Consider the following 26,687-nt stretch of genomic DNA (forward strand, 5'->3'; position numbering starts at 1 on the left):
CCCTGGCAATGTCCGCATGTTTTACCGGTTACTGCCGAAATAGCGGCGCGGCCGCGCGGGTTCAACGTGCTCGATCTCGCCACGCATCCCTGCCGCATCTCCATACTTGTCACGCGGGATGGGCATCAGCACGTCCTTGTCGAGGACAATGGCAGGAGCTTCCAGTTGGCTGCTTCAGGCGTCAGCATCCTCGATGCTGTGCGATTGACATCCTCCGTCCTCTGGTCGCCAGAGGAACTGAAGCAACGCCTGAACGCGCTGGAATGTCTGAACAGCCTCCGTTCGACCGGCAGGCTGCAACCAAGATTCTTTCCGACCGAGCCCCGTTGCTCGCGGTTGCGCCGCGTCTTGCGTGCGCTCGACGGCTCCATCGCTGGCGCACCACACCGCGAAATCGGCCTTGCCCTCTTCGGCAGAGCCCGCGTCAAGCAGGACTGGGCCGACCCCGGTGACCATCTTCGCGACAGCGTCCGCCGTGCAGTCAGACGTGGGCGCTGGCTCATGAACGGTGGTTATAAGCGTTTTCTTCTATAACGACTGTCACCATCAGGCCTTTGGCCAGAGAACAGCTCTTTGTACCCCGCTACCACCAGCCAGTGGGCGCGCGCGAGATGGCTGCGAACCGCCCTTTGGGCGCGCGCTGGCTCTTGCACTGGATCGATGCCCAATATCGCCTGGGCCATCTCTTCTTCGCTCGCATTGTCGGCGCATGCGTCTATGAGCTTCAAATAGGTCGTGAAGTGTTCATCGTCGTAAGCGGTCAGGCTCTCCGCCCATGGGACCTCGTCGGCAACAGCAGGTTGGAACAATCTGTCTACCATTTCATGTCTCGCCTAAGACCTATTCAGCGCCCGCGCACGGCACAATATCCTAAAATGGGATAATCCGAAACTGGGATTAGTCGGTGAGCCGGTTGCTTCTTGGCCGGTTCGTCTGATGCCGAAATCCCTTCGATCAACTCGCCAGCGCCGGCTGCTAAAACGGCTGATTGCGGCGCGCAAAACCAAAGGGGTCACCCAGACCCAGGTTGCTGATATGCTGGGCCGCCCACAATCCTTCGTGGCCAAGTACGAGGGTGGTGAACGTCGGCTGGACGTAATTGAGTTTCTCGACGTTACCGAGGCTCTCGATATCGACCCTTGCGAGCTTCTGGCACAAATGCGCCGCTCTCGTGACCTGTAGATGGCGTTGCGCTTGGACTGCTCAACAAAAGCCCTCAACAGGGGCCTCGTCCGCGATCGGCGCATTCGGTTCAGAGTGTAGCGCCACTGTCCTATCTCCGATAAATTGGTTCCACGCAGCCGCCCGCGGGCCAATTGAGACCTCCGGTGAGGAATACATATTACGAGTTGGCACAAGCCCTCGGTGTGAGCCACATGGAACTCGGTCGGCCCGACAAACAGGCCTGAGGCTTTCGCAGAGACCGGGTCTTTTTCAATCAAGATGACGGCGCACCCGATCGCGCATGCGAGGGCGTAGAATACCGACCATGCGCCGCTTCATACCGGTCAAGATAGACGACAACCAGCCGGCATTGCTGCTGGTTGACCTGCCCGACAGGCTGATCCGCAATCGCACGCCACTCGCCAATGCGATCCGCAACTATCCGACAGAATATGGGCTGATCGCCGCCATAGAATGTGCAGATCGAACCGCTGCTCGCGCGTATCTTTGCAGATGGGACGCTGCCGGATTGGCGGCGGGAGCTGTTCGCGCTTATGCTCGAGAAATATGCGCAGTGCTAACACATCTGAAAGATGTCGACGCCAGATTGATAGCTTTACATCGGGCCAAGGAGTGCAGACAGCGCCTGGCGCCACTCCCGGTGTCGGCCCCAGTGGGGCAGGACCGACTTGCCGTACCCGCCGTAGGCGGTGAGGTGAACCGGGGCATCCCCGTTCCCGTTCGCTGGACCGACCTGCGTATAGGGGATCATCTCACCATCGGTCGAGACTGCCTCGTGGCACGTCACCACCAGCCCGGATGCGTCGAAATTCTCCGGGTTGCGCTTCAGGATTACTGGAGCGCCAAGAGGCGGCGCGGCATTGAGGTCTAGTAGGAGAAGCTTCCGCGGCGTGATTGGGTCCTGAGCCGAAATGAGGACCTCTCCATTGGTCTCGTGACGTTCCGCATCGAGCGACCCGAGGTGAACAGTCGCTTCGGTGGGCACGGTGTCCAGCGCTCGGCGCGTCCATTCCTGGCGGTCGGGGGTGAACATCTCGAAACGCGGATCGAGGTTAACGAGGTAGGAGAAAATGAGCTTCCCGTTATTCCAGAAGAATGACCTGCAGGGAGCGCCTGTCGCCTGGTTCAAAGAGGATGGCAAAACTACGCTCGCCGGCCATGAAGGAGGAAAGCGAGATGCCGATCAGCGCGTCTGCAGGGTGGGGCACCAACCGGGAAATCGTTTCAGAACAACCGATCAGAGCGCTGGGTCTCATGTCCGACATCGTCGATGATCTGACAATGAGAGCAACTGTAGGGCCGCCAAGGCGCCAGATGGCGCACAACCACTGGATTATATGGCGCCGATTTCTGCGGACCAGTCGAGCGCCAACTCGAGGAATGACTCGAGTTCGAGTTGTGGGGGCCGGCCGTTGATGCGCGACGAAGACTTTGAACCGAAGCCCCGCAAAAATGCGCGTCACCCGCGCCGGAAATACCTCGATCGCTGCCGTCAGCCAATCTTGCTCGTGGTTGGGAAAGTCGCGGCAAGGGAACCTTCCATGGCACCGGGATCGGGCGCGCTGCCGGCGTCTGCAGCGAGCTTGCGTCGCGTGACCGCTTCGCCGCCTTCCAGCAGCGCCTCGTCATCAAATCCCGTGTCGTCAAGCTGGATGGAACGGGACTTCAGTCGGCGCGCGCTCATCTGCGCTATATCCAGCGCGCTGGCATTCGATAGCCGGGCGAACTCTATGATCCGGAGGATGGCACGACCAGCGACCGTCATCAGTTCAGCTTCATCTTTTCGGCCGAGGGACGGTGACCGATACCAGGATGTGGGCGTTTCGAGCCGAGGCCGGTCGCGACAGCCTCGTCCGCCCGGGCAAGGAAATGTTCGAGCAAGTGGAGTGTGTGTCTGAGCAGCGCAAGGCGCTGACGCCGCGCATAGTTTGCAAAAGCTGACGCCTCACGAGCGCGCGACGAGGATCCGCCGGACGGAACCGGCTGTGAAAGGGCAGACCGCTATATTTTACATGCGGCTCGGGTACAGGCTTGCCTCCGTAACCGATGCACGGCTAGCCAAGTCAACACCCAGTCGGCGGTGGTATTAAAGCGGACGTCATAGGATTCGCCCGCAGGTAATTCCCTGCAAAGGGTTTGTGTTAGGTGCAGCCGCAAGCATCCGTTCGCAGGGGGCGTCCGTAGTTCAGCACAGTCGAACCCAAAAAAGCGCCGCACCACCGGGTAGAGTCCTTTGAAAAGTGTCTCCTTTGCCGAAAAGAGCAGCGTTGCCAGCCGATCTGGAGGGAGCGCCGTCTGTCGTGCAATCAAGGCACGTTCACGCTGGTTAGCCGTCATGCTCAGGATCGATTCCAGCGCGTGGCCGCTGGCTATTGCCTCGATGTCTACACCGGCTTGCCAGCCTGGATCGCCTTTGGCGAAACAGGCGCAATGCCCCCGCGCATGGGTGATTGAACCAACTGAGCCTTTTGGCCAGACTGGGGCGCGGTCGGGACCGATGGGAATCTCAGTAGTAAGTTGGCCCAGCGCCTGCAACGCCGCGTCCGCCATCGCGCGACCGGCCAGAAATTCGGCACGGCGTAACGGTAGTGCCGTGCACAAGCTGGGAGGGAAGGCCAGGGCGAGCTTATGAAACAGATCTTCCGTGTAGCACTCGAAATCGAACCGGGCATGCACAAGAACCGCATCGACGTATCCCGTGTCGTGCAAGGTCACGTCTTTAAGAAATCCAAGCGAACGAGCAGAAAGAGCAATAAGGTGCCTGACGGCTGAGGCGCGCATGCTGGAGGCCGCGCTCACCGCCACAGGGCCCTGCCTAGACCCCATCGCCGTAGACAAACGCAAGGTTCTCCTTCGGCTCGGGAAAGCTCAGTTTTCGCGGTGGCGATCGCATGTTCGGCGAGCGTGATCATGGATGATTTCTCCTCATTCTGTGCCGCAGCGTTTGGGGACAGCCCGAGCATGTTTCGTGCCAACCAGGAAAATCCTTTGAGAACAGTGCGGTCATTCCGATAGCATGTATTATCCGACATCGCCGAAGATCCGACACCGAGTCTACCGTGACCGCCTGTCGGCTCCCGTGCGAACTCGGTGCGCGCCGCGGAAAACTCAACTCACCGCGAACTGGTCGACTTGCATCCGAGGAATGACTCGATTTCAAGGTGTGGGCCGACCGTTGATGTGCGACGACGACTTTGAACCGAAGCCCCTGAAACATGCGCGCCACCCGCAGCCGCAGATACTTGGATCGGGCGCTGCCGGCAGTCAATCTTGCTCGTAAGGGGGCGGTGAGAAAGTCGCGACACAATCAACCTTCCATGCATCTGGATTTGGCCCGGCGCCGACATGTCCGAGTGCGTGCGGCCGCCGTTGCGGTCGTGTCGTTCTCGTTGATAATGGGTACGGCTCCAACTTTGAGAAGTCGTTGAGGGTTGAAACCGCATTGAGGCGGCGATGCTGATCATCTATATCTTCGCGGGTCAATAGTATTTGCCCAACACCAAAGCTATGGCGTTTTAAACTTTGTTCGTAGGCACGCATGAGTTAAACCTGACCGATAGCGGCGGCCATTTGTTTCTCCTCAACTCGCAGAGATTTGTCCAGATGGTTGAAGTGACTTGAGCCAACCGCGACAGCACCAGACGTGACGATGATCACCTGCTGCCCTCGTGCGAAAAATCGGACGACATCCTCTATTAGTGTTTCAAGCCAAGAACCGCGTATTCTCCGGTTTCTGGATCGCCGATCAGTGCTGAGCCAATCTTCACTATCAACCGGCGAGCCGAAACCAATCGGATCGAGCTTGTTGGTGCTGCCGCTGAGTGTTGCTGCACTGGAAGTGAAGACACGTCTCTCCAATCTCACCTGTCCTGAGCGTCACGGCCTTGGAGGGGTATAAGGGCGCACGAGGCGCCCTTGATTTCAGATCGGCTGTCAGCAAGCCGCGTCGCCTTGGTATCAGAAACGGTAGGTGACGCCTGCGCCTATCAACCACGGATCGAGCGCAGCCTTCCCCGTCAGCTTCGCGCCGTCGACCGTGACGTCGAAGTCTGGCTTGAGGAAAAGCTTCTTCACATCGAAGTTGACGCCCCAATGCTGATCCACCATGTAGTCGAATCCGACCTGCAGCGCGGTGCCGAACGTGTTCTTAACCTTGAGAGCATCGGCGCTGCCGGCATCCTGGTTATAGAATATCGTGTAGTTCACGCCGGCGCCGACATAGGGCTTGAAAGCGCCGAGATCGGTAAAATGATACTGCAATGTGAGCGTAGGCGGCAGCAGCCAAACCTTGCCGATCTTACCAAGCCCGCCGATCGTTCCTTGGCCGTCGATGTTGGCGTAGGTGGTGCCGAGTATGAGCTCCGTGGCGATGTTGTCCGTGAAGAAATAGGAGATATCGAGTTCCGGCGTCACCGTGTTTGAATAAGAAAGATCGGAGCCGGGCACTGCATTGACGTAGCCCGAATCCTGAGTGACGACCCCCAACGCACGCAGGCGGATCTGCCAAGGGCTTGGCGCTTCCGTGACCGAGGCTCCTGCCTGCGGGACGCTCGCCGCTTGCGCAAGGTCCGCCGCGACGGCCTGCTGTCCCATCACGATGAGGACAACGGCCGCTGTTACTCCCCGCGCGGCGCGCATTTGGTTTCTGGCCATGATACTTTCTCCTTGCTCTTCAGAAATGTGGACTGAACTACGAAAAGTCCTGCTCGAATTGCTTGGGATTGCCGCGGCGCTCATGCGCAGTTTGCGTGGGACCGCGCACGCATCATTTGCGCCGTGCTCGCAATCACCGACCTGTACTCACTTAGAAGTAGGCGGGATAACCAAAGGCCTGCAGCTTTGCGGCCGTCTTACGCGCGTGGCCCGGGTGAACGCACGCCCGCTTCGTGGTGGAGAGCAGGATCGGCGGATAGCGGCAAGGGTGGTCCCGGCGCCGCAGTGCGCGCGGAATTCCGGCATCTTGCCAGAAGTTGTCGAGGCACTGACCGCGGCGCTGATCACGGGAACCTTGTCAGGGACGGTCGAGATCGCTGTCAGGGCTTCGCGGTCGCGATCGAACTGTGTTCCACCGAAGTGCCCCAGGGTCCTAGCCGGCTGGCTGGCGGCCCAGGCAAGTGTGCGTTCTCCTTCTAATCTTCGAGCCAAAGATAGGGATCATCGTCTGGGACATTCAGCGTTGGGCGGAAATCGAATATGGTCATGTCCGGATAACGTGAAGAATGATGTCGACTTGAAAACAGCCGCGACGTCCTGTCGGCTCGGAAAGGCCGAGTTTTCGCGGCTGCGACCGCATGTTCGGCGAGCTTGATCATGGCATGATTTCTCCTCAGTCCTTGCCGCAGCGCGTTTGCGGATAGCCTTGCACGTGTCGTGCCAAACGAGAAAATCATTTCACAACAATGATATGGCTCTGATTGCGGTGTGTCTCATGTCCGACTTTGTCGGAGACCCGACAACGAGTGCAGCCGTGACCGCCTGATAGAACCTCCTGTGCGAGCTCGGTGGGCACTGCGGAATAAGCAGTGACCTCACCGCGAAACTAGCCGAGCTTCCGACCGACATCGGCGACGGGGCGATCGACGACCACTACGTCGCCGGTGTCGGGCGCGGCACAACCTGAGGACTCCGCGGCGGCGATCATCGAATAACTGCGTTTACGATGGCTCCATCCTGACCCACCGGCCGGCGCGCAAAAGACTGCTTTGCGGCCTCATCCCTCCGCCTGGATTGAGTCGCAGGGACCGAATGGCGCACGTGCTTTTGGAACCGGCAGAGTGGTCATAATGCAATTCCCTTCCGCCAATCTTTACGGAGATTCGACAATCCAGTTGGTGAAGGTCCCAGATCGCGCAATCATTGATGCGCTCAGGTCTGGGCATGCGCCAATTCGCAACCATCTCATCAAGAGCATCGATCCGACACCAACGTAGAGAATTGCTTCCCCCTGACGTGTCTGGGCGGACATGAGATTGCGTCACTCTTCATGATCGCGGCCTCCGAGGATGTCGGGATCGAGCCAGTGCCCAATCGGCAGCTCGTGCAACTGCCGACCTCGATGGGCGAAGGCACATCGCGATCTGTCCGGCAGAGACACAGGGTTCTGCACTGTCCGTTCATGAAGACTGTGCTGGTCTCCATAAGAGAAGTATTCTGGTGCAGGAGGTGCCCGATTAGCTATTCGGAAAAAGGCGATACCGACGTGCAAATCGGGCGCCGCCGGTAGGCGTCCCCTCAATGTCGGGTTTCCGACAGGATCGTAAATCCGCCAACCCATTGTTTACCTAAAATTTCCTTCTCTGGCACGGCCCGTGCATGGGACTCTGCGAACGCATCAGCGAGACGTCGTCCATGATCATGCGCACCGAAAATGCCGTCGCCGCAGTGAAAACCGCGCTCTCTCCTGCCATCAAGCCACCGAAAGGCCGGCGCGTCATGGTCGAGGCGGGCGATTGCGCCGGCTTCAAACACCTTAATGGGCCTGGAAAGCTCCTCGCGTGACGGCGACGCTGGCATCCAGACGGGCGGAAAGGACATACGTCGTTGCCCCACGTCGCCGGCGTGACCCGTCGATTGTCACCGCGCTGGAATGCTCGGGTCTACATTCGACTACCCGAACGCGCTGGACAAATTCTCGCAAATCTTCGGCACCGGGGCTCGAAAACGCTCGCGAGGGGAGCCCAATCGCTGTGGCCGATATTCGCCGCGAACAACCCGCCTGGTGGGAAGACTCTATAGGAGGAAAGCAAGTGGAGTTATCTTGCGTTGGGGTCGGTGCTGGGCCGTCCAATTTGAGCCTTGCGTGTCAGATACACGAGCAAGTTGGGCAAGGGGCAGTGTTCCTGGATCGGCAAGTCGACTTCCGCTGGCATCCAGGCATCGCTTTCGATTCCTCGGAGCTCCAGGTCAGCCACTTCAAGGATCTGGTCACGCTAGTGAATCCCCGATCAGCCTACACTTTCGTAAACTTCCTGCACGAGAACGGGCGTCTGTATCACTTCCTGAACGCACAGTTCGAAGCCGTGCTCAGAGTTGAGTTCGAGCAATACCTGAACTGGGTGTTCCATAGGAACCCACTTGTGCGTGGCGGCGAGACGGTGCGCGAAATCCGCTTTGACGGCGAGTTTCGGGTCCGGACGGATAAGGCGGTTCTCGGCGCCAGAGACGTCGTGGTCAGCATTGGCAAGCAGGCGCAAATTCCGCCTCAGTTTCAGGGCTGGACTGGACGCAACCTGTTCCACTCATCGGTTTTACTGCACATCCATCCTGAGGTGCGGAGAAAGCATGTCTGCGTGGTCGGCGGAGGCCAGTCGGGAGCCGAGGTGATGTTGCATCTTGTCGGCCTGCCGAAAGAACGGCGGCCTGCCTCGATCACTTGGGTCTCGCAGCGCGAAAACTATCTGCCTCTGGACAACAGCCCGTTCACAAACGAGTTGTTCATGCCCTGCTTTTCGGATCGTTTCGCGGCGATGAGCGAGTCGCAGCGTAAGCTGCTCCTGCGGCATTTCGTGCTTGCCTCGGACGGCATTTCGGAAAGCACGTTGCGCGCGATCTATCAGGCGCTGTACCGCCACGCATTTTTCGAGCCAAACCGATCCGACATCACACTGCGGCCGGGCTGCACCGTCTCGCACTGCATCAACGCCGGCGCGGGTCACAGGCTGACCCTGCAGCACGGCATGGTCGAGGGCGAAGAAGTCACGGCTGACATCGTCATCCTGGCCACCGGTTACGAGAACGCGGTGCCAGACTTCTTGGAACCCATCGCGCACCGGCTGGAGCAGATCGACAATGAATTAGCTATTCGCGAGGATTTTTCGGTGAGCTGGGAGGGACCGCGTGACAGACGCATCTTCGTACAAAACGCGAGCCTCGGGCAGCGCGGCCTGGCCGATCCGAACCTAAGCCTGCTGGCCTGGCGCGCGCGCCGCATCCTCGATAGCCTTCTTGGGCGCGCGCCATGCGCGAACCCCGAGCATCCTGGCTTCATCAGCCATACCTCGATCGAGAGCTGGCCCGCCCCCGCAGCCGAAGAAATGGGCAGCGGGATATGACTCGTAGACTTTTGATCATCGGCGGTGGCATCCTAGGAATGATGTCCGCCTCCGCTGCGGCGAAGGCCGGAGGCTTCTCCGAAATCATCGTGACCGAACAAGCCCTTGGACCAAGCGGCGCATCGCATTATTCTGGGGGCGTGCATTTCCCCTACGGTTGTCAAGACCGTACCAGGTCGCTCACTCGAAAGAGCGCCGTGGTCTTGGCGGCCATGGCTGGGCCGGCGGTCAGCGGGTGGTGCCGGCCTTTAGCGATGCGTGTCGTGGCTGGACCGGGTGAAGCGATTGATCCGGCCCAGTTTACGGAACCCCTGGACCCGGCTGAGGCTGATATAGGCAGTCTCGCGCCGAGCTTCTGCGGACAACATCCGCCGGAGCGGAACGCACTTAGCATCGCCGTCCCACATGACGTGAGTCCGTCTCCGTGGACCCGCAACTTGACCAGCGCCCGACTGCCCTAATTGGGATGTCCGACCAACCAGCCCTTCCAACAGGAGGCTTTTCGCATGTTGACTGATGCACAAAGAGAAAAGTGGCAGAAAGACGGATACGTCAGGCTCGAAAGGTTCTTCGCTCCAGCGGCTCAGGAAGATATCTCTATTTTTGTCGAAGATATGTCACGCTGGGATGTCAGCGATGATAAATGGCTCATGTGGTTCGAGAAGACGACGGACAATCGAAAGATCATCTCCAAGATCGAGAATTTTCTCGACTTCCATGATCCATTGTGTCGTTTGCTCTTAGAAGATCAGCGCATAAAGTCAGCGGTCGAGGATTTGCTTGGCGAAGATTCGCGCAGGCTCAAGGAGTTGCTGATTTTCCACTACCCCGACAGCGGCGGCTATCTCCCGCATCAGGACATTTATCACATTCCACACAAACTCCCCGACCGGATGGTCCATGCGGTGGTTGCCATAGGCATCGACGACTCCGACCCGGAAAACGGTGGGCTTTTCTTCAGCCCCGGCAACCACAAGAAGGGGGTGTTTCCCATGGATGCCGGTGGGGTGATCGATCCTCAAGTCGCCGAAATGTTCTCCTGGGAACCCGTAGTATGGAAGGCTGGCGACATCTTCATCTTCGACGATTACGCACCGCACTACTCACGACCGAACAAAAGCGATCGTTCGCGGCGGACACTCTACTTGGTGTTCCAGCGTGCTTCAACCGGTGGACCGACCCGCGCTGAATATAACGTGCTTAAGCGCGCCCTTAACCCGCCCGAGGGCAAAGTGGCCGATCTCGACAAACTCAAGCCCCCAAATGGCATTTTCTATCGCGATTGAGCTCACGCAGCCAGGCGGAGGCATGCACACGAAACTGATCGACCGCTCAAAAATGCGCGGAGAGTATGGCGTTCTGATTTGCGGGCTCGCGGAGCATCGACCGCAGCCCGTTACGACGCTTCGGCACGTGGATTGTGGAGGTGGTCGCAGGGCGGTCTTCTATGACGCCTACAGCCCGACTGGCGCCCCCCTCGTCGCCCGCCTGGCGGCCCAGAGCCGCATTATTCTGGCCGGGGCCGCCAACGGGTTGGGCTGCCGCTTCTCTGCGCAACTTGCACAAGAGGCTGTTGCGTTGGCAGCCGAAGGTCCCACTGCTTCAACAGCTTAGGTTCGTTGTCATGCGCAAATACACGTTTTCTCGAACGGAGCTGTCGCGGGCGTTCGGTATCGACACGGCCACGCTTGGAACGGGCAGCGCTCGCACGGGGTTTTCGTTCGGTAGGGTGGCACCGGGCGTTACATCCGAGCCCCATCGGCACGACGAAATCGAGGCCTTCGTGATCCTGTCAGGATCGGGCAAGGTCAGGACCGACCTTGGGGAAATCTCGGTCGAGACGGGCGATGTCGTTCTGTTCCACCCTTTTGAAGCGCATGTGCTGCGCAACGACGGAAACGAAGACCTAGATTTCGTCGATGTCTACTGGCGAGACGGCGAGGCCGCCCTTGATGCCGCTGCAAAGACCACGGCTCCACGCGGGCCGATCTTCGTCTTCTCCACGCCGCCGACGCCTAATGGCGATCTGCATTTAGGGCATCTTTCTGGCCCTTATTTTGGCGCTGATGTCTATACGCGTTTCCTGCGCATGAAAGGGGTCGAGGCCTACCACCTGACAGGAAGCGACGATTACCAGAGTTACGTCGCCACTCGTGCCGACGCCGATCAATCGACGCCCGCAGAGGTAGCGCGCCACTACGCGGACGAGATTCGCGCCACGCTTGCACTTTTTGACTGCGAGATCCACAGCTTCCTACACACGATGGGTGATGCCGCTTATTGCGAATTTCAAGCCGCGTGTTTCCGTAGTCTTCTGAGCAGGACGGCGGTAGATCTGCGCCAGAGCCCTGCGCTTTTCGATGCCGTGACAGGCCATTACCTTTACGAACCGGATGTTAGCGGCCTCTGCCCCGATTGCGGCGGCTCCGCTGGTGGCAACATCTGCGAGGAATGCGGCGGCCCAAACCTTTGCCACGACTTGGGTGCAGCCCGGTCACGGCAGTCTGCCGAGGCGCCGCTGGTCGGCTCCGTCCGCCGCCCGGAACTTGCCTTGGACCGATGCTACGACAATATCGACCGGCATCTAAGGGCGTCGGGCGTCCCGCTACGGATCTTGGATCTCTTCGCGCGCCTACGCCGACGCGGCAACTTTTCAGTGCCCATTACCCACCCCTCGGACTGGGGCCTGCCGGCCGAAGGGTTCCCGGGGCAAGTGATCTGGGTCTGGCCGGAAATGGCCTTCGGTTTTCTTTATAACATCCAGGCGCTCGGCCGCTTGCTGGGTCGCGACTGGAAGGCGGAGATGCCCGGCAACGACTGGCAGATTGTCCATTTCTTCGGCTTCGACAATTCGTTCTACCACGCGCTACTCTACCCCGCTCTTTACGCCGAGGTCTTCTCCCACTGGACGCCACGCATCCACTATCACGTCAACGAGTTCTACCTGCTCGACGGCAACAAGTTCTCAACCAGCTGCCGCCATGCGGTCTGGGGCAAGGAGGTTCTGAGCCCAAAGACAGTCGACGTCGTGCGCCTCCATTTGGGCCTGACACGCCCGGAAGGTGAGCGGACGGATTTCACGCTGGACGCGCTGCGCCGCACCGAGAACGAGGTGTTCCAAGGGATCTGGCTGAACTGGCTCGATGCGTTGAACCAGGAAATCAAGCAGGATTTTGCCGGCCGTGTACCCGATGCAGGCGACTGGAGCCCGGTCGACCGCGCCTTCTTTGCTCGGATAGAGATCTATCGCGCGGCGATGGAGCGCGCCTATTCGGACGAAGGCTTCTCGGTCCGGCGCGCGGCCGCTCAGGTCTGCGATTTCGTGCGCGATTGCGTGATCTACCGTCGGGCGCGAGACTATGCGGCGGCGCGACGTTTCTATCCCGCCCGCAATCGGACTTCGCTAGCCCTTCAGACGACGGCCGCTGCGATCCTGGCACCGACACTCGCTCCGCTGATGCCCCGATTCGCCAGAACGCTGGCGCGAGGCATCGATGGCGTCTCAACCGAAACATGGCCCCGGTCCGTCCAGCGCCTTGCGCCCGGGACGCGCTTTGATCTCGGACCCGTGTTGGTGTTCTACGCCAAATCCGGCAATGCTCATCTCGATGAGGAGGAAGCACTATGAGCCCAAAGGTGCACCAGTGAGCTATCCCAATCTCGACCAGATCTGCGCGGTAATCAAAGCCGATGATGCCAAATATCTTTACTCGCTGTCACTGGCGACCGAAGCCGGTATCAGACGGTAGAGACCAGATTGGCGGACCTGAACCAACGCATCGTCGACACCCTGGCCCGCGCCTTCGAGGACCGCTCGGCCGATCGCTTCCCAGCCCTTGCTGTTTCGTGCCGCAAATGCCGTGTGGGCTCGACTGCGCTGACCAACCTCTTCGGCATCGCGGGATTTCCGTCCTCCAGCCGGTCAAGACTGTCATGCGGTTCGAGGCGCTTGGTCAACCTGGCGCGCCCTGGATCGTGCGCCGATCACCGGAAATGTCGAATGCAAATGCCTGCCTGATGGTATCTTCCATTCTGTCCGAGCCTGTACTGGCGCGGCAGTCGGCCGAACAACAACTGAGCTACTGACAATCGGAAGGTAGCAGGTTCAAAATTCTGCCCCACAAACCGGATATTGCGCACAACCAGCGTTCACGATCGCGATGGTGCACAAGCTTCCAACCAGACCCGCGCAAAGACAGCCCGTCGCCTGAAGATAGTCGGCGAGGGCCGCCAAATCCCTCGCAAGCGTATCCTCCGTCACATGCACGCCGTCTTCGCCGACAATGCAGACGCTTGTCTCGTCGAGAGATAAGTCCAGCCAGGGTGCTCCTTCAGGATTGCGTGTTTGCTCGGGTACGGAGCCGCCCCTCAGTTCCCAATCGAAGAGCGATCCTATAATTTGGAGATCGCTCGCTAGGTTACCCGGCTGTGAACCCTGCAAGCCGAAAATTCAGATGCCGCCCATGCAGAGATATTTCATTTCGAGGTAGTCCTCGAGGCCATGGCGGGATCCCTCCCGCCCGATGCCGGACTGTTTTATCCCACCGAACGGCGCCGCTTCTGAAGACATCCGGCCGGTATTTACCCCGACCATTCCATATTCCAAGGCCTCGGCCACACGCCAGACACGCTTCAGGTTGGAGGCATAAAAGTAGGCCGCGAGGCCGTAGATCGTGTCGTTGGCCTCACGCACGACCTGATCCGCATCTTTGAAGCGAATAATCGGTGCCAGCGGCCCGAATGTCTCTTCTTGCGCGACGGTCATCTCGCTGGAGACACCGGTCAGGACTGTCGGTTGGAAAAACGTGCCATTCGTGCCGATGCGTTTGCCCCCGCATCGAATTGCGCCGCCTTTGGCGACGGCATCGGCAATATGGGATTCGATCTTGGCCAAAGCGTGCTTGTCGATGAGCGGTCCGATGTCCACTCCGGGAGCGAAACCGTCACTAACTTGAAGTTGGCGAGCCCGTTGCACGAATTTCTCGACGAACTCGTCGTGAACGCCCGACTGGACGTAAAGGCGGTTCGCCGAAACGCAGGTCTGGCCGGCATTGCGGAACTTCGCCTGGATCGCACCGTCAACCGCGGCATCGACATCGGCATCATCGAAGACGATGAAAGGTGCATTGCCGCCGAGCTCAAGGCTGACTTTTTTGATCTGGTCCGAGCACTGGCGCATGAGAAGGCGCCCGATCTCAGTCGACCCGGTGAAGCTGATCTTGCGGACCTTGGGATTGGTACAAAGTTCGCGGCCGACCGCGTCACCTTCGGACGCATAGATCAGGTTGACGACGCCTTCGGGAAAGCCAGCCTGATGGGCGAGGGCGAAAATTGCTCCCGCCACGAGCGGCGTCTGTTCAGCGGGCTTGAGGACGATCGTGCAGCCCGCCGCCAAGGCTGGCGAGATTTTGCGCGCCACCATCGAGGCCGGGAAATTCCATGGCGTTATCGTGCCAACAACTCCGATGGGCTGCTTGATTACCAGCATTCGGCGGTCCATCGATGGTGCGGAGATCGTCTCGCCATAGACGCGATTGGCCTCCTCGGCGTACCATTGCAGATACGCCGCAGCATGCGATATCTCCGACTTGGCTTCGGCAAGCGGCTTGCCCATCTCCGCGGTGAGAATCGCGGCGAGATCGTCGGCGTGGTCGATGATCAACTGATGCCATCGCCATAGAACGTCGCTGCGCTCACGTGCGGTCAACCCTGCCCATCCAGGCTGAGCGACATAGGCCTTGTCGATCGCAGCGCATGTCTCCTCGACACCCATGTCGGGTAGTTCTGCCAGCACTTCGCCAGTCGACGGGTTGAGGACCTCGAATGTCCGCTCGCTGATCCGCGTGCCAAGTGCCGGCAGGCGATCAATGGGTCCAAACAGGTCGGGGGATCTCAGGTGACGGATCATCGGCAGGCACAGGGGCAATACCGGATTCCTCCTCAACGCAGCAGGTATATATAGCAGGTGCGGTGTATACTCCGCGACGTCCGGGTTCCTTATAGGGCCTCGGCCAGACAGCTGGTAGACCACGGTACCCGACTGGAAGGGAGAATACCTGAATACGCTAGAAGATGCCTCGCGGTTCTACTACTCGAACGATTGAACAACGGACATCGGCTTCGCCAGCGGCGCGGAGTGGATGCTGGTGGCCTGCGCCTACAATCTGCGGACCACGAATCGGCGACTCTATCCACTCGAAGAGAGGCTGGCCTGAGGAGGAGCGCACCCCAATAATGACGCCTGAACCGGCAAATGCCTGGCAAGGCCCGCGAAAACCGCTCCTCGCGGCTTTAAACAGATCCCGTTTACCGGGCGAGCGCCCGCAAGATGAGAAAGAGGATGGAGAGGAACAGGGGGGCGAAGGCGCGCCGAGGGAAGACCGGCCGGCGCATTTGCATGGGGATGGAGCTCATGATCAATTCCCCGCCTGTTGCTGCGGCAAAAGATAGCCTGTGGTCGAATGGTCGAGCACCAGATAACGCGCGGCGACCGCCTTGACCTCGTCGGTGGTGACCTTGCGGACGCGGTCCGGCCTCTCGAGCACGTCCTTCACGTTGCCACCGGTGGTGAGCGTCCTGCCATAAATGTTGGCGATGTGGTCCAGCTCGTCGTGCGCAAAAATCACCGAGCGGATATAGCGGTCTTTGGCCTTGTCCAGCTCGTCGCTGGTGACGCCATCCTTGGCGATCCGGGCGACTTCGGCAACGGCCGCCGCTTCGAGATCGACGAGCTTTGCATCGCCGCGCGGCGAGCCGGAGATGGTGAAATTGGTGTCGTCTAGCATGGTGCCCTGGAAGGAGGCGCCGGCCGCCGAGGCTATGCCTTGCTTGACGACAAGCTCCTGATATAGCCGGCTGCGGTTACCGCCGCCGAGGATCTCGGCCAGCAGGTCGAGCGCCTCGGCCTCGCCGGGCTCTGCCGTATGATAGGACGGCACCACCCATTGAGTGGAAAAGCTCGGCACGGAAACGCGCGCATCGGTCAGCGTCACTGTGCGCCTGGTGTTCTGCTCCGGCTCGACCGGGCGGTTGCGCGGGGGCAGGTCCGGCCCGCGCACAACCTTGCCATAGGTCTTCTCGGCCAGCGCCTTCACCGTCTCCGGCTCTACGTCGCCGGCCACCACCAGCACGGCGTTGTTCGGTCGGTAGTATTTGTTGTAGATAGTGAATGCGTCGGTTTTCAGCTTCTCCATCTCCTGCATCCAGCCGATGACCGGAATGCGGTAGGGCTGGTTCTGCCGCAACGTCGCGTTGACCTCCTCGTCCAGCAGAGCCTGCGGGTTCGTCTCTCTGCGCCAACGGCGCTCCTCCAGGATCACGTCGCGCTCGGTCTTGATATCATCGTCGTTGAGGATGAGGTTGAACATGCGATCGGCCTCGAAGCCCATCATCTCACCCAACGCCGAGGGCGCCACCGTCTCGACGAAGGTGGTGTAGTCATAGGCGGTGAAGCCGTTGTTGTAGCCGCCGATGGCTGAGACGGCTCGGTCGAACTCGCCGGCGGCGTGGTTGGTCGTTGCCTTGAACATCAGATGCTTGAGGATATGGGCAAGGCCTGATTTGCCCGGTGGCTCGTCGGCGCTGCCGATCTTGTACCAGACCATATGAGTGACGATCGGCGCGCGGTGATCGGGGATGACGACCACTTCCATGCCGTTGTCGAGCAGGAAATCCGTCACCTTGCCGCCGGCGGTGGCGGCCAGAGCCGGAGCGGTCGTCACCAGGGCCAGCGCGGTGGCAATGAACGCGTTGCGCAGCCAGGCGGACAATCGATGGCTCCGGTTGTGGTGGCTGGTCGAAAGGCAAGGTTCGAGGCAAAGTGATTTGTTCCTCATTTTGATGAAGGGGCTGCGTCCCCGTCTCCCCCCGTGGGAGGATCGGCGAGCAGCGCCGAGGCAGATGAATAAGCTCTTCAGGGTGCCAGGCCTTACTCGAGCCTCATCTTTGGATGCACTCAGGAGACCTGCGGCGGTATTTCTTGGTGAGGTGATCATGGGACGGATTCTCCTTGGTCCGCGACGCCTTGCGGATGACCAAGCATGCACCGTGCCAGATCAGAAACCGTTCGAGGCATGTGGACAAATCAGGCTCTGCCATGCTGCGCATCCGACATTGTCGGACATCGGACAGGGCCGAACGCGACGCGCGCGCGGCTGAGGATATCTTCTTCGTTCGGAAGACGATTGGGCGCGCTGCCGGGGGAGGGGTATAGGATGCGCTTCGAATGGCCGCTGCACTGACGGTGACAATGGAGATGTTGGTCGCCCCAGCGGAACCCTGTTCTCGACAGCCAGACCGGGTCGATGCTGAACGGCAGAGGCGTGAGCAGCGTGGCGAACTCGAGCGCGGGGCCTGCTCGCGCGCGAAGACGGATCTGATCAAAGATCGGCGAGTTGGGCGATATCCGCGAGGCGCTGGAAAACGAAGATCGTAGGCCTCGGGCGGGAAAAAACGATGCGGTTGCGCGCTTCTGGCGTAATGCGCCTGCCGCGAGGCCGTTGAGCCTGATGAGTTGCTGCGGGAAAGGGGAGTGTTTGCGCGGGACCTTGGTCAAACGTAAGAAACAACCGTCGAGCTCGCCGTGGATGGGGGCATGCAGGCACGTTTGTCGCTGGAGGACAGCAGCACGGAAGCTGTCCGCGCTTGCCGTCGTCGCTGAGTACCAAACAGAAGAATTTGGCGGTCGCGATCGAATTCATCTGCGTAAATACCGCCTGGCTATGCTCGGTTTGCCGGCGAACAGATTTTGCCTTCTTTGCGGCTGCAAACGCATCGCTGGCGGCGTGGTCCCTTAGGTCAAGAGCATCGGGTGAGTAACAGCCTGATCCTGCTCAATCTGATACGCGCCAACCGCCTCGCCGGATTGTGGAACCGCTCGCGGGTAGCTTCTACCACAAACAGCAAGGTCATGAAATCAAGTAGGAAGTCGTCGATCGCTTGGGCGACTGTTTCTGACCTGCCCTTGAACTGGTCCAGCAAAACGCGCGCGTTATCGATCGCTTCCACGCTGGTGGCATCGATTAACCCCTCGACCCTCTTGAAACAACCCAATTCGAAACTCCTTCAAGCGCTTGCCAAGCCGTTATGCACGAAGGTAGCTCCGTGAACTACCCGGCCTTTGACCTGGCGGCACGAGCAGCGGTCGGCCTTACGTCCCGTGCCTCCAAGCACCAGCCGTAGACGTGGGGCTGAGGAGCGTTGGAAGGATCGGGCGCTTCCGGCCATGCTCGAGCGGTAGTGTAGGACAGTGCTTGCTGGCGACTACGGCCAGAATGGAGTGCGCCAGCTGATCGGGGCTTAACAAAATTTCGCTTTTTGCTGCGCCCAAGTCTCGGCTATGAGTCGGGCAGGCCTAATGGCCTGCCCACGTTGCAATTGTTAAGAAGGAACACGTATATGCCGACTGGAACGGTAAAGTGGTTCAACAGCACCAAGGGGTTTGGATTTATCCAGCCCGACAATGGCGGTCCGGATGTTTTCGTCCACATTTCCGCTGTCGAACGCGCGGGCCTCTCGACCCTCGCTGACGGCCAGAAGATCAACTATGAGATCGAGCAGGACCGCCGCACTGGCAAATCCTCCGCTGGCAGCCTCAGCAAAGCTGGTTGAAATTTTCTCCTGCGTCTTGGCAAGAGTGGGCGCGTAGGTCCGGAGGTCCTCATGGCCGCTCGATAGGAGCGAGCAAAAACTGAGGGCAGCAGATCGCTGCAGGCCTCGCGAATTCCTCATGAAACAAAAGGAAGGCGGGGTTGGCCCCGCCTTTTTGTATGACGCGCAGATTAAGCCGATGGCTGCAACGCTCCAGAACGAATCTCGATTGCCGAAATCAAGCCGCGACCTTCTTGCGGGTTCGCTTCGTCGGCGCCGGCTCCGGCGCTTCCGGCGCTTTCGGTTTGCGGCCGAGCCCCATCGTCTTGGCCAATGACGAGCGCGCAGCGGCGTAGTTCGGCGCGACCATGGGATAATCCGCCGGCAGGCCCCATTTGGCCCGATATCCATCCGGCGTCAGCCCATAGTGGGTCGACAGATGGCGCTTTAGCGATTTGAATTTCTTCCCGTCTTCAAGGGAGATGATGTAGTCCGGTGTCACCGACTTCCTGATCGGGACTGCAGGCGTAAGGGCAACCGGCTCTTTTGCAGAGACACCTTCCGCCGTCCCTTTCAGAGCCGCGTGCACTTGGCCGATGAGGGCAGGGAGATCCCCCACCGGGATCGGATTGTTGGAGACATAGGCTGAGACGACATCGGCCGTGAGCTCGATGAGGGTGTCGATGTTTTTTTCGGCTTCTTCTGTCATGAAACTCTCCAGGCGGCGTGAAACACAGTCGGCGAAGCGTCGCTTCATAGTGGCGGTCGCCGCTGAAAGCAACCAAGGTCTCGACAGGATTATTGCGATGCTCGTCCAGCAGCGAGATCTATAGCGCGGTATCGCGCCGTCATGACCGTTGATGCGTTCCGTTGTTGGCGACCTGCCGCGGTGCTTGCGCATTTTCAGGCGCGTCTCGGCCGTAAGCTTTGCGCCAGACGACCAGTAATCTCGAAACGAAGCGGGCTGTTTCTGTTCGCCATCCTCTCTTTGGCTGTGAAGTCGGTGGCAGAGCAGTGGCCGCTTCCTGGTGGCGCGTGGAGGAACTATCAAGCGTTGATTCGCAATGGTCGAAACGATGTAGATTCATCCGGTGAGCCGCTCTCGCAGCAGGATGTTAGGGATTGGCCCGCTGGTAAACCGAGGACGTCACGCCGCTGCTTTGCTATTGAACCGCTATCGCTGTGACAACACATTCCGCAATGGTGGGCGGGTGTAGAGGAGGCGCCTGTTCACGCAAACTAGCGGTTCAGCAGGTCGGAGGAACGAATGAGCTCAGGAACTTCAGCAGCCCACTTTCGTAAGGCGTGCAGCGCACATCGTGCAAGAGATTGCCCGTCCTGCGGATGCTATCGATTTTCTCAACGAATGGCCAGAAGATCGCAGAGACCGGATCCACGAAGCCGCCCTCAGGGCGTGCTTTGATGCATACAACGGACGAAAACCTGCGAGCGCAGCGCGCAAGAGTTTTTTCCGCTTTGCGAAACAGGTCGTCATATTGGAAGATGCAACCTCCGCGATGCAATGGCTCGCTGCCTGCATGTCGGACAGTGGAAAAGCGCAAGTATAGGCGTCGCAGTCGTGTGTGAGGCTGGAGCGGGTACGCCGACGAGGTTATTGTATCCAGATTTCGCCGGCATCTGGAGCGTACTATAGAGAACAAACAATATTTTGCGCCCTACGGCGATGTTAATTATCTTGTTGTATTTTAGATCAGCTTTTCGCGACAGGACTGCAACGCTTCCGATGTGAAAATCACTGCGTGGGACTTGGTTCTCTCAAATTCATGCTGGTAAATTGCCGTGTAGTTATTGCAAAGCAGTTGTCCCATTGAAGCAAGATGATAACGAAGCCAAAATTGTGCTCCATCGTCTGCCAATATTCGCTCGATGGAGGCTATAGGCCTCACAAGCTAATCAAAACAGCTACTTGGGCGCCCTTTGAAATTCGTTTAATTTCGCTCACCCCAAACGGCCCTCCACAGTCGAAAATAAGATTGTCCCGCAAAGGGTGCTACAAGACGCGATCGCGGATCGTTTGGGCCAACGTCGATCTGGCGAAGGCCCGGAAATCGAGCAGGACCTGCAGCGGAACAGATAACCGGCCCCCAACCGAAATCTGACACGGCGGCGGACCCGATTTCTTCTTGGTAGAAGGCGCAGAGAACCGGAGCACGGCTCCGGCGCCGAAGGTTGCCGAGCAGGGATCCTCCTCCTCCTCCTCCCTGAAGTCCAATCGAGAAGAGGGATCACTTCCAAGAGGGTCCCAGCTCTGCCGCGAAAACAGGTGTCAGACCCCGGTCCTCTCCCGCAGCTGATCTAGCGCAGGGCGTTCATGGGCTGCGTATCCCAGAGTGGCTGCGTGGACGACGCAGGGAGATCATTTATGAAAATCCTATTCAGTACGATGGCTGTCCCTTTGCTCGCAGCCACCGCTTTTGCTGCGGATTCGATGCCCACAGACCTCAGAGAAACGGCACTGGCCACCTTCAGGGCTTTGCCATCCACCACGCCGGCAGTCGCCAACAACCCGATCACCCCGGAAAAGATCGCTCTCGGCAAGGCACTGTTCTTCGATCCACGCGTCTCTGCGTCAGGCGTCTTGTCGTGCAACTCGTGCCACAACCTGGCCACCGGCGGCGACGACAATCACGAAACCTCGATCGGCCATGGTTGGCAGAAGGGACCGCGCAACGCGCCGACTGTACTGAACGCTGTCTTCAACATCGCCCAGTTCTGGGATGGTCGTGCCGAAGACCTGAAGGCTCAGGCGAAGGGACCGGTCCAAGCCGGGATCGAAATGGCCAATACACCGGGCCAAGTCATCGCCACGCTCAAGTCCATGCCGCAATATGTCGAGTGGTTCGATGCAGCTTTTCCGGCTGAAGCCGATCGGGTCACCTTCGACAACCTCGCCAAGGCAATCGAAGCCTTCGAGGCGACACTGGTCACGCCGGCCCCCTTCGACAGCTTCCTGAATGGTGATGAGCTTGCCATGACTTCCGAACAGAAACAGGGCCTGGCGCTTTTCATGGACAAAGGCTGCTCGTCCTGCCATGGCGGTATCAACGTTGGTGGGGAAGCCTATTACCCATTCGGCCTCGTGGAACAGCCCAGCGCCGAGGTCCTGCCGGAAAAAGACAAGGGCCGATTTGCGGTCACTAATACTGCCGACGATTCCTATGTTTTCCGCGTGGCGCCGCTGCGCAACGTTGCACTCACCGCGCCATACTTTCATTCGGGCAAGGTTTGGGATCTGAAACAGGCCGTTGCCATCATGGGAACCACCCAGCTTGGCGTGGTACTGGCGGACGAAGAAGTCGACCTGCTTGTTGCCTTCCTCAACTCGCTGACCGGAAAGGCACCCGAGGTCGCCTATCCCATCTTACCCGCCGAAACGGCGACAACACCCCGGCCTATAATGCAGATCTTAGGAAAATAAACGGCCAGCTGACTGCGGAACATCGCAATTGACAGTGATTGCGACTTTTACTGGGACGAGACGATCGCGACGTCCATGAGAACGCAAATGGCTCGTTTCCAAAGTGCAGACACTGCTTCCGTCACCAGCTCGTTGCGATGGAATCATGTTTGGGATCTGGCGTGCGACATGCCAAGGAAGGTGTCTGACGCATGAGGCTCGCGCGCTGTCGATACCGCGCGGCGGCCGGCCATGGCGGCCGAATAGCCGCGCGCCGGAGTGACCGGCCCCCCCTTAGGGCGATGGGGTAGCCACTCCGTCCTCCATGTCCAGCGATTCTTCGACTGCTTCCGGATTCCGGGCGATGGTCCAAAGGAGAGTATTCGCCGCTACATCCGGTTTCGAGCGACCTTGCTCCCAGTTTCGAAGCGTTGCCAGATCGAGGCCATACCTCACCGAGAATGCCTCCTGAGAGAGCTTCGTGCGATCCCGGACTTCGCGAACACTTATCGGCCGCGGCGCATGAACCTTCGCGATCACGCCTGCGGACGACAGTTCATTCTTCAGTGCCAATAGGTCGTCGACGCAAGGAACCGTCACGAACGCTTTGCCGTGATCGACCATCTCCGTGAGTATCGCGTGGGCCGTCCTGAGCGGCAGCTGTCTCTTAACGAGAATCCGGGCGGCCTCAGGAGTATTCGCGCCGTGAAGACAACTGAGGCTCAGTCGGACGGGAGAGCCTGACGACACCGGAACGACGTCCCGGGTTCGCACCCGTTGTCCGAACCGCTCCATGAATTTCGATGTAGTCGACATTAAGCTTCTCCGCGATCACTCGACCGAGCTTGCGCAATTTGGACCATCCTCACTGGACCTCGGCATCGCCCCCAATATGCAGGTCACGGACGACAAGATTGGTTACTGGCTATCTCCACGTTTCCCAAGAGCTGAAGCACGCCATCGGGCGTGATCACGTCAAAGAGGAGGCATGGGTCCTCCGAAATATCCGCGTACAGGATGAGTTCGATGTCATCGGGCTGCACACCAGATCCCTACGCAAGTTGCTTATAGAAGCTAAGTCGGGTGCTGGCGAGGGTCAAGGCCTAACCGATTTCCGAATTGGCGGGACGCTGGCACCACCCGAATCCTGCCACCTCGGCCGTAGTCTGCGCTAATCGACTGGGGAAGCGGACAGACGCGCAGCACAATATATTATCGCCACCTGAGCGAACGCGACAAGCAATGTACTTTAAGAAACGACGCGTGTACGAAGCGGCGGGGCCTGTATTTTCCGAAGGAGCCGATATCAAAGCGAATTGATATAAAAATAAAATCAATTGGCTTTTGAATGACTCCGGACCACCTGACTACCCACGCTCCGTACCACCTGAATCCAGTCCATGGCCTCGCATTCTGATAGGGATCGACGCGGTTGTCCGTTAGAGCGTTAACGTCGCAGCCCTTGTCGAATAGCGTTGCCTCGGCGCGACTAACAAGGTGAGGCCGTCCCGCATCCCTGTGTATTCACTGTCCCGCCACGACTTGCCCCGGGATGCCAAGCTCTTGCGCGGTTGGCCGCTTTTTTGCTGTTCGTTGGTGCGGTAGTTGCGTTGATGCCAGCGACGTTGAAGACTTCTTTGCACCGGGGGCATCCTGTCGCCGACCCTGCAATATCATGCAGTTCTTGATGAATCGCTGTTCAGCAATGGCATTATCTAGGGCATTGCCTAAAGCTGCGCCAGCAACATAGCTCGGCGAGCCCATTGCGATAAATCCTTGATCGACGCTTGGTGCGAGAATATTGCACTTGGCTTGCGCATATTCCAACGGCCGGTCCCGGCATGTACTGCGTGTAGGTGGCCGTTTGACAACCGGCGACGGCGCATACTGACCCAACGGCCAATAGATTAATAGTTCTCATATTCAACACCCCAAGTCTTACTGCCCATTGCAGAAGCCGGGATATGAAATTGGCCTTACCGATAGTTTAAGATCAGAAAGGTCAGCCGAGATTGCTAAAAAGGTGCTTAAAAAAGCTATACTAAACGCTGGCAGTGCTCGTCTATCGGACCGGGCAATACGCAGCCGGAAAACAGAGTGTCACCACCTCTCAGAATGAGCGCAGAAAGATACAAGTAGTTACCCTCGCAGAATCCGCTGTATAGATCGGGCTTAGGTCTCAGCGTTTCTAACTTGAGCCGGGCGTATATTGACAATGTTAATTACTCGTGAGAGAAGGAGGCGCTTGTTGATGACCCTTCTTGGTGCCGTCATTTCGTGGGAGCTGGCGGTACCAATCTCTAAGGCTCGATTGGCGTTAATTTTTTCTTGAAGTCGAGCGTGCTGTGTAATTGTTGGAAGGCTTCCTCTATTCGCGCAATTTGCTCTGTACTGATACCCCGATCAGCCTTCCCGATTTGACGAGCCGCTCCTTTGAGCACGTCCACGGTTGTTTTGACCACTTCCTCAATCTCGGCATCGTCATGGAAAAACACTGCACTTCCTCCTATGGTTCCCGGTAGGCATATCGGAGTTCGCGCCGATGTCGAAACACATAATTGCGCCGGATTCAAACTGGTCATTTAGCTGACATGAACTCAGATCCTTGGATTGCCGAGAACTCTCCACTGTCGCCCGAGCGATTGCACGCCATTGGCGTCATAACGCTTCGATGGAATCAGTGTGAATTCTGGCTTTTTTTACTGTTTTGCAAGGTCTCCGGCATTGCAGACAAAGAAGCGTGGGCACTCGTTTACGATCTCGGCGATGTCGCCATCTGCACCCGCATCAAAGCGATTTTGGCAAGCCGCTCATTCCACACGGACGGTACTGCACTGATCCTCAATGCGTTAGATGCATATGACATCAACCGGCAAAATCGAAACACGGTTGCTCATGCTTGGATGGTTGGCAAATTTGACGGAGAATACATCCTAGCGCGCAGGAGCAAGAAAGCTGACGCAATCGATCCATTGGCCTTCAAGAGCGATTTGACCACTCTCAGACGAGTTGCGCATGAAATATGGCTGCTCGATACCAACCTTTGGCTTCTTTGTTGTGTCATTGAAGACAACACAATTTCTGGACCTCTGAAAACCCCAAAGAAACTGCTCTTGCCTGACGCTCTGTGGGTGCCTCCCCCTCAGGTTCATGCAAAACAGAAGCGCCTGCCTCAATCATAGCGAGGCGCTTTTCTAAAAAATATTCTACCATTTAGTCGACGTGGAATCTGATTGCGCAGATCGCGGCAGGGGCTGCGCGCTGCTTAAGCAATACCGCCAGTTGAGTTCCCTTGGAAGTCTGAACCCCTTGTGGCTCAAGGAGTCCAGCCTTTCCAAGGAGTCCAGAGCTAGACTGAGTAATCCATGTCGTATTGTCCACATTCATATTCCTGCGCGATTAGGACACGTGCCGAAGGAAATTGCACACTTTCGCTCGAGCGACTTATTTCAAGGGATGTGATCGCGTTTTGCACTTTTACGGCCGACATGCGGCAACCGGTAACTCACCACATGATGAGGAAGCAGGAAGCCTCAGGCCTGCACTTTCTCCCGGAGCGCGCGTGCTGCAGCAACCATGTTCATGAGGGCAGGGTGGACCTCCTCCCATTTGCGTGTTTTGAGGCCACAGTCCGGGTTTACCCACAGTTGGGCATCCGACAGTCGCTCGCGGGCAAGCATGACGAGATCCGAAATCTCGCCGACTTCCGGGACGCGTGGTGAGTGAATGTCATAGACTCCGGGACCGATTTCGTTCGGATATTTGGAGCTCGTGAAAGCGTCCAGCAGCTCCATTTTCGAGCGCGACGTCTCAATCGAAATGACATCCGCATCCATTTCAGCGATCGCGTCGATGATCTCGTTGAACTCCGAGTAGCACATGTGGGTATGGATTTGAGTCGCGTCCTTTACACCCGTTGAAGCGATCCGGAAGCATTCGACAGCCCAGTCGAGATAGTCTTTCCAGTCAGACTGGCGCAGTGGCAATCCTTCGCGAAACGCGGCCTCATCGATCTGGATCATCCTTGCGCCGGACCGTTCGAGATCCGTCACCTCGTCGCGGATGGCGAGCGCGATCTGGCGGCATGCTTCGGAGCGGGGTACGTCGTCGCGAACAAAAGACCAGTTGAGAATGGTCACCGGGCCTGTGAGCATTCCCTTCACAGGGTTTTCCGTAAGCGACTGGGCGAATTGCCACCAGCGCAGCGTCATCGGCTTGGGCCTCGATACGTCGCCGAAGATGATGGGGGGGCGCACGTAACGCGACCCATAGCTCTGCACCCAGGCATGCTGGGTGAAGGCGAAGCCGGACAGCTGCTCGCCGAAATGCTGCACCATGTCGTTGTCGATGCCGGCTCAATACTCCCCAGAAGTGCCGTTTGAATCTTCCCCAGTATAGCGCTGCCGCCGGTCTTCCGGAGCGCGCTCCGGGAGACCGGCGGCGCG

Annotated in this window: 26 protein-coding genes and 2 pseudogenes; 13 read left to right on the forward strand and 15 right to left on the reverse strand. The window is 58.6% G+C overall.

What is annotated here, in order from left to right; genetic code table 11:
* Positions 1 to 534: DUF2285 domain-containing protein (locus NKI29_RS31390; protein ID WP_352798436.1), on the forward strand; the 534-nt coding region annotated here is incomplete at its 5' end.
* Here NKI29_RS31390 and NKI29_RS31395 read toward each other — a convergent pair.
* Positions 513 to 821, reverse strand: a complete 309-nt coding sequence (locus tag NKI29_RS31395; protein ID WP_352773232.1) for a DNA -binding domain-containing protein — start codon at positions 819 to 821, stop codon at positions 513 to 515. The genes NKI29_RS31390 and NKI29_RS31395 overlap by 22 nt on opposite strands.
* 115 nt (positions 822 to 936) lie before the next feature.
* On the opposite strand from NKI29_RS31395, the gene NKI29_RS31400 reads away from it, so the two are divergent.
* Both NKI29_RS31400 and NKI29_RS31405 read left to right on the forward strand, forming a co-directional pair.
* Complete coding sequence (locus NKI29_RS31400; protein ID WP_352724996.1) at positions 937 to 1,182, forward strand: helix-turn-helix domain-containing protein; 246 nt, start codon at positions 937 to 939, stop codon at positions 1,180 to 1,182.
* 301 nt (positions 1,183 to 1,483) lie between these two features.
* A pseudogene (locus NKI29_RS31405) lies at positions 1,484 to 1,826 on the forward strand (IS110 family transposase); the annotation flags it as partial.
* On the opposite strand, the gene NKI29_RS31410 reads toward NKI29_RS31405, so the two are convergent.
* From NKI29_RS31410 to NKI29_RS31440, 7 genes are all read right to left on the reverse strand, one after another.
* Positions 1,781 to 2,314 (reverse strand): prolyl oligopeptidase family protein, encoded by a 534-nt coding sequence (locus NKI29_RS31410; RefSeq protein ID WP_352798467.1) that lies wholly within the window; start codon positions 2,312 to 2,314, stop codon positions 1,781 to 1,783. The pseudogene NKI29_RS31405 and the gene NKI29_RS31410 sit on opposite strands and share 46 nt — an antisense overlap.
* Positions 2,268 to 2,441: a hypothetical protein gene (locus tag NKI29_RS31415; RefSeq protein ID WP_352798438.1), complete on the reverse strand. Its 174-nt coding sequence runs from the start codon at positions 2,439 to 2,441 to the stop codon at positions 2,268 to 2,270. Before NKI29_RS31415 ends, NKI29_RS31410 begins: the two co-directional genes overlap by 47 nt.
* Positions 2,442 to 2,677: 236 nt before the next feature.
* Positions 2,678 to 2,950 carry a hypothetical protein gene (locus tag NKI29_RS31420; protein ID WP_352798440.1) on the reverse strand — a complete coding sequence of 91 codons (273 nt, stop codon included), beginning with the start codon at positions 2,948 to 2,950 and terminating at the stop codon, positions 2,678 to 2,680.
* Between the two features lie 236 nt (positions 2,951 to 3,186).
* The gene (locus tag NKI29_RS31425; RefSeq protein ID WP_352798442.1) at positions 3,187 to 3,990 is read right to left on the reverse strand and encodes a 4'-phosphopantetheinyl transferase family protein; all 804 of its coding nucleotides are present in this window, start codon (positions 3,988 to 3,990) and stop codon (positions 3,187 to 3,189) included.
* A 738-nt stretch (positions 3,991 to 4,728) separates the two neighbouring features.
* Positions 4,729 to 5,043 (reverse strand): amino acid kinase family protein, encoded by a 315-nt coding sequence (locus tag NKI29_RS31430; protein WP_352798444.1) that lies wholly within the window; start codon positions 5,041 to 5,043, stop codon positions 4,729 to 4,731.
* Between the two features lie 99 nt (positions 5,044 to 5,142).
* Positions 5,143 to 5,823, reverse strand: coding sequence for an OmpW/AlkL family protein (locus tag NKI29_RS31435; protein ID WP_352798463.1), 681 nt, complete (start codon positions 5,821 to 5,823; stop codon positions 5,143 to 5,145).
* A 491-nt stretch (positions 5,824 to 6,314) separates the two neighbouring features.
* On the reverse strand, positions 6,315 to 6,497 hold the full coding sequence (locus NKI29_RS31440) for a hypothetical protein (RefSeq protein ID WP_352798446.1): 183 nt from the start codon (positions 6,495 to 6,497) through the stop codon (positions 6,315 to 6,317).
* 1,036 nt (positions 6,498 to 7,533) lie between these two features.
* Between NKI29_RS31440 and NKI29_RS31445 the strand changes: the two genes are divergently transcribed.
* The 4 genes from NKI29_RS31445 (at position 7,534) to NKI29_RS31460 (ending at position 12,864) form a co-directional block, all read left to right on the forward strand.
* Complete coding sequence (locus NKI29_RS31445; RefSeq protein WP_352672529.1) at positions 7,534 to 7,683, forward strand: iron-sulfur cluster assembly accessory protein; 150 nt, start codon at positions 7,534 to 7,536, stop codon at positions 7,681 to 7,683.
* Positions 7,684 to 7,931: 248 nt separating this feature from the next.
* Positions 7,932 to 9,236 (forward strand): lysine N(6)-hydroxylase/L-ornithine N(5)-oxygenase family protein, encoded by a 1,305-nt coding sequence (locus tag NKI29_RS31450; RefSeq protein ID WP_352798465.1) that lies wholly within the window; start codon positions 7,932 to 7,934, stop codon positions 9,234 to 9,236.
* Between the two features lie 506 nt (positions 9,237 to 9,742).
* Positions 9,743 to 10,522, forward strand: a complete 780-nt coding sequence (locus NKI29_RS31455) for a phytanoyl-CoA dioxygenase family protein (protein WP_352798448.1) — start codon at positions 9,743 to 9,745, stop codon at positions 10,520 to 10,522.
* A 338-nt stretch (positions 10,523 to 10,860) separates the two neighbouring features.
* Entirely contained in the window at positions 10,861 to 12,864 is a 2,004-nt protein-coding gene (locus NKI29_RS31460) for a class I tRNA ligase family protein (protein WP_352798449.1), read from the forward strand.
* An 822-nt stretch (positions 12,865 to 13,686) separates the two neighbouring features.
* On the opposite strand, the gene NKI29_RS31465 is transcribed toward NKI29_RS31460, so the two are convergent.
* Together NKI29_RS31465 and NKI29_RS31470 are read right to left on the reverse strand one after the other, a co-directional pair.
* A complete protein-coding gene (locus NKI29_RS31465; RefSeq protein ID WP_502896748.1) occupies positions 13,687 to 15,144 on the reverse strand; it encodes an NAD-dependent succinate-semialdehyde dehydrogenase in 1,458 nt (485 codons plus the stop codon).
* Positions 15,145 to 15,652: 508 nt separating this feature from the next.
* Entirely contained in the window at positions 15,653 to 17,005 is a 1,353-nt protein-coding gene (locus tag NKI29_RS31470; RefSeq protein WP_352798453.1) for a M16 family metallopeptidase, read from the reverse strand.
* Between the two features lie 1,040 nt (positions 17,006 to 18,045).
* Here NKI29_RS31470 and NKI29_RS31475 point away from each other — a divergent pair.
* Positions 18,046 to 18,342: a hypothetical protein gene (locus NKI29_RS31475; RefSeq protein ID WP_352798455.1), complete on the forward strand. Its 297-nt coding sequence runs from the start codon at positions 18,046 to 18,048 to the stop codon at positions 18,340 to 18,342.
* 290 nt (positions 18,343 to 18,632) lie between these two features.
* The gene (locus NKI29_RS31480) at positions 18,633 to 18,845 is read left to right on the forward strand and encodes a cold-shock protein (RefSeq protein ID WP_023679670.1); all 213 of its coding nucleotides are present in this window, start codon (positions 18,633 to 18,635) and stop codon (positions 18,843 to 18,845) included.
* A gap of 217 nt (positions 18,846 to 19,062) precedes the next feature.
* Here the strand turns inward: NKI29_RS31480 and NKI29_RS31485 are convergent, their stop codons facing one another.
* Positions 19,063 to 19,533, reverse strand: a complete 471-nt coding sequence (locus NKI29_RS31485) for a Ros/MucR family transcriptional regulator (protein WP_023679671.1) — start codon at positions 19,531 to 19,533, stop codon at positions 19,063 to 19,065.
* Positions 19,534 to 20,143: 610 nt separating this feature from the next.
* Between NKI29_RS31485 and NKI29_RS31490 the strand changes: the two genes are divergently transcribed.
* Positions 20,144 to 20,392: a DUF982 domain-containing protein gene (locus tag NKI29_RS31490; RefSeq protein WP_352542153.1), complete on the forward strand. Its 249-nt coding sequence runs from the start codon at positions 20,144 to 20,146 to the stop codon at positions 20,390 to 20,392.
* An 815-nt stretch (positions 20,393 to 21,207) separates the two neighbouring features.
* Positions 21,208 to 22,263 carry a cytochrome-c peroxidase gene (locus NKI29_RS31495; protein WP_352798457.1) on the forward strand — a complete coding sequence of 352 codons (1,056 nt, stop codon included), beginning with the start codon at positions 21,208 to 21,210 and terminating at the stop codon, positions 22,261 to 22,263.
* A gap of 273 nt (positions 22,264 to 22,536) precedes the next feature.
* Here the strand turns inward: NKI29_RS31495 and NKI29_RS31500 are convergent, their stop codons facing one another.
* The gene (locus NKI29_RS31500; protein ID WP_352798458.1) at positions 22,537 to 22,866 is read right to left on the reverse strand and encodes a helix-turn-helix domain-containing protein; all 330 of its coding nucleotides are present in this window, start codon (positions 22,864 to 22,866) and stop codon (positions 22,537 to 22,539) included.
* 169 nt (positions 22,867 to 23,035) lie between these two features.
* Here NKI29_RS31500 and NKI29_RS31505 point away from each other — a divergent pair, with 169 nt between their 5' ends.
* Complete coding sequence (locus tag NKI29_RS31505) at positions 23,036 to 23,212, forward strand: hypothetical protein (RefSeq protein WP_352724985.1); 177 nt, start codon at positions 23,036 to 23,038, stop codon at positions 23,210 to 23,212.
* Between the two features lie 554 nt (positions 23,213 to 23,766).
* Here NKI29_RS31505 and NKI29_RS31510 read toward each other — a convergent pair.
* Both NKI29_RS31510 and NKI29_RS31515 read right to left on the reverse strand, forming a co-directional pair.
* Complete coding sequence (locus NKI29_RS31510) at positions 23,767 to 24,069, reverse strand: hypothetical protein (RefSeq protein WP_352798460.1); 303 nt, start codon at positions 24,067 to 24,069, stop codon at positions 23,767 to 23,769.
* A gap of 473 nt (positions 24,070 to 24,542) precedes the next feature.
* A complete protein-coding gene (locus NKI29_RS31515) occupies positions 24,543 to 24,737 on the reverse strand; it encodes a hypothetical protein (RefSeq protein WP_352724983.1) in 195 nt (64 codons plus the stop codon).
* A gap of 63 nt (positions 24,738 to 24,800) precedes the next feature.
* Here NKI29_RS31515 and NKI29_RS31520 point away from each other — a divergent pair, with 63 nt between their 5' ends.
* Positions 24,801 to 25,424 carry a hypothetical protein gene (locus tag NKI29_RS31520; RefSeq protein WP_352798461.1) on the forward strand — a complete coding sequence of 208 codons (624 nt, stop codon included), beginning with the start codon at positions 24,801 to 24,803 and terminating at the stop codon, positions 25,422 to 25,424.
* Between the two features lie 351 nt (positions 25,425 to 25,775).
* On the opposite strand, the pseudogene NKI29_RS31525 reads toward NKI29_RS31520, so the two are convergent.
* A pseudogene (locus NKI29_RS31525) lies at positions 25,776 to 26,585 on the reverse strand (5-methyltetrahydropteroyltriglutamate--homocysteine S-methyltransferase); the annotation flags it as partial.
* Positions 26,586 to 26,687: the final 102 nt, after the last annotated feature.

Source organism: Mesorhizobium sp. M0678, from assembly GCF_040320505.1.
Taxonomy (GTDB): Bacteria; Pseudomonadota; Alphaproteobacteria; order Rhizobiales; family Rhizobiaceae; genus Mesorhizobium.

Bases quoted from the DNA above. Each gene is read 5' to 3' on its own strand.
- NKI29_RS31395 (WP_352773232.1), bottom strand. From the start codon at position 821: ATGGTAGACAGATTGTTCCAACCTGCTGTTGCCGACGAGGTCCCATGG.
- NKI29_RS31400 (WP_352724996.1), top strand. From the start codon at position 937: ATGCCGAAATCCCTTCGATCAACTCGCCAGCGCCGGCTGCTAAAACGG.
- NKI29_RS31415 (WP_352798438.1), bottom strand. From the start codon at position 2,441: ATGAGACCCAGCGCTCTGATCGGTTGTTCTGAAACGATTTCCCGGTTG.
- NKI29_RS31420 (WP_352798440.1), bottom strand. From the start codon at position 2,950: ATGACGGTCGCTGGTCGTGCCATCCTCCGGATCATAGAGTTCGCCCGG.
- NKI29_RS31435 (WP_352798463.1), bottom strand. From the start codon at position 5,823: ATGCGCGCCGCGCGGGGAGTAACAGCGGCCGTTGTCCTCATCGTGATG.
- NKI29_RS31440 (WP_352798446.1), bottom strand. From the start codon at position 6,497: ATGATCAAGCTCGCCGAACATGCGGTCGCAGCCGCGAAAACTCGGCCT.
- NKI29_RS31445 (WP_352672529.1), top strand. From the start codon at position 7,534: ATGATCATGCGCACCGAAAATGCCGTCGCCGCAGTGAAAACCGCGCTC.
- NKI29_RS31455 (WP_352798448.1), top strand. From the start codon at position 9,743: ATGTTGACTGATGCACAAAGAGAAAAGTGGCAGAAAGACGGATACGTC.
- NKI29_RS31460 (WP_352798449.1), top strand. From the start codon at position 10,861: ATGCGCAAATACACGTTTTCTCGAACGGAGCTGTCGCGGGCGTTCGGT.
- NKI29_RS31465 (WP_502896748.1), bottom strand. From the start codon at position 15,144: ATGATCCGTCACCTGAGATCCCCCGACCTGTTTGGACCCATTGATCGC.
- NKI29_RS31480 (WP_023679670.1), top strand. From the start codon at position 18,633: ATGCCGACTGGAACGGTAAAGTGGTTCAACAGCACCAAGGGGTTTGGA.
- NKI29_RS31485 (WP_023679671.1), bottom strand. From the start codon at position 19,533: ATGACAGAAGAAGCCGAAAAAAACATCGACACCCTCATCGAGCTCACG.
- NKI29_RS31495 (WP_352798457.1), top strand. From the start codon at position 21,208: ATGAAAATCCTATTCAGTACGATGGCTGTCCCTTTGCTCGCAGCCACC.
- NKI29_RS31500 (WP_352798458.1), bottom strand. From the start codon at position 22,866: ATGGTCGATCACGGCAAAGCGTTCGTGACGGTTCCTTGCGTCGACGAC.
- NKI29_RS31505 (WP_352724985.1), top strand. From the start codon at position 23,036: ATGAATTTCGATGTAGTCGACATTAAGCTTCTCCGCGATCACTCGACC.